The sequence below is a fragment of the Vibrio sp. Vb1554 genome, from assembly GCF_033344235.1.
In genome coordinates this window covers 1-1,216 of record NZ_JAWPOJ010000284.1, presented here as the reverse complement: position 1 = coordinate 1,216, position 1,216 = coordinate 1, and the positions used below count along the sequence as shown (strand labels likewise).

General features: G+C 42.7%; 1 protein-coding gene and 1 pseudogene. One reads left to right on the top strand and one right to left on the bottom strand.

The features are described from left to right. Window positions 1-60: 60 nt before the first annotated feature. Window positions 61-312 (top strand): ubiquinone biosynthesis accessory factor UbiK, encoded by a 252-nt coding sequence (gene ubiK / locus R8N28_RS25685; RefSeq protein WP_005487540.1) that lies wholly within the window; start codon window positions 61-63, stop codon window positions 310-312. 183 nt (window positions 313-495) lie between these two features. On the opposite strand, the pseudogene R8N28_RS25680 reads toward ubiK, so the two are convergent. Beyond that, window positions 496-1,216 (bottom strand): annotated as a pseudogene (locus tag R8N28_RS25680) (ketol-acid reductoisomerase); the annotation flags it as partial.

Below are 1,216 nucleotides of genomic sequence, written 5' to 3'. Positions count from 1 at the left end.
GGCGACTTTCCCGTATCATTTACTTAGAATGTCGGCAAATCAAAAGGAGTTTTAGCCACTATGTTTGACCCAAAGAAATTAGAGCAAATTGCTAAACAAATTCATGACTCAATGCCAGCACCAGTAAAAGAGCTAGGCGCAGACGTTGATCAAAAAGTTCGCCAAGTAATCCAAGGCCAACTAAATAAGCTAGATGTAGTAAGCCGCGAAGAATTTGATGTTCAAACTCAAGTTTTACTACGCACGCGTCAAAAGCTGACGGAAATGGAAAAGAAATTAGCCGAGCTTGAAGAAAAGCTAGCTGATAAATAAGCCCCTAAACGCTCCTTCGACAGGAGCGTTTTTCTTATCAGCACATGGAAAAATCGACTAAAAACGAAAAGGCTTGGTCAACGGAGACCAAGCCTTTTAATTAGATGTCGTGTTTTTTGTATTTATCGACTCCACTCTGTCTGGAGTTAATTTAATATCTTCAATGCTGTACAGCGAAGAGAATTAGCCACCAACCGCGATGCGCTTCATATCCGTCATGTAACCACGTAGTTCTTCGCCAATGTATTCCACTGGGTGGTTACGGATAGTCTCGTTCACTGCGATAAGAGTCGCGTTATCCACTTGGTTAGACGTTTCGCCTAGGCCTTTACCAATAACATCTGTACCAACAGAAGGCATGAATTTCTCACGTAATAAAGGCGTTGCTACGTTAGCAAATAGGTAGTTACCGTATTCAGCCGTATCAGAGATAACCACGTTCATCTCATATAGACGCTTACGTGCGATAGTATTAGCAATCAGCGGAAGTTCATGTAGAGACTCGTAGTACGCTGATTCATCGATGATTCCAGAAGCTGTCATCGCTTCAAATGCCAGTTCAACCCCAGCACGAACCATTGCAATCATTAGAATGCCGTTGTCGAAGTACTCTTGCTCAGAAATCTCAACGTCCGTTTCTGGGTAATTTTCAAATGCAGTTTCACCAGTTTCTGCACGCCATCCTAGAAGATTTTTATCATCATTTGCCCAGTCAGCCATCATGGTGCTAGAGAAATGACCAGAGATAATGTCGTCCATGTGCTTGTTATACAGTGGACGCATTAGGTCTTTTAATTCTTCAGAAAGTTCGAACGCCTTGATTTTCGCTGGATTAGATAGACGGTCCATCATGTGAGTGATGCCACCGAATTTCAGAGCTTCCGTAATGGTTTCCCAACCGTAC

What these genes read in the sequence shown, in the direction of transcription:
- ubiK (WP_005487540.1), top strand. Translation starts at nt 61, where the DNA reads ATGTTTGACCCAAAGAAATTAGAGCAAATTGCTAAACAAATTCATGAC.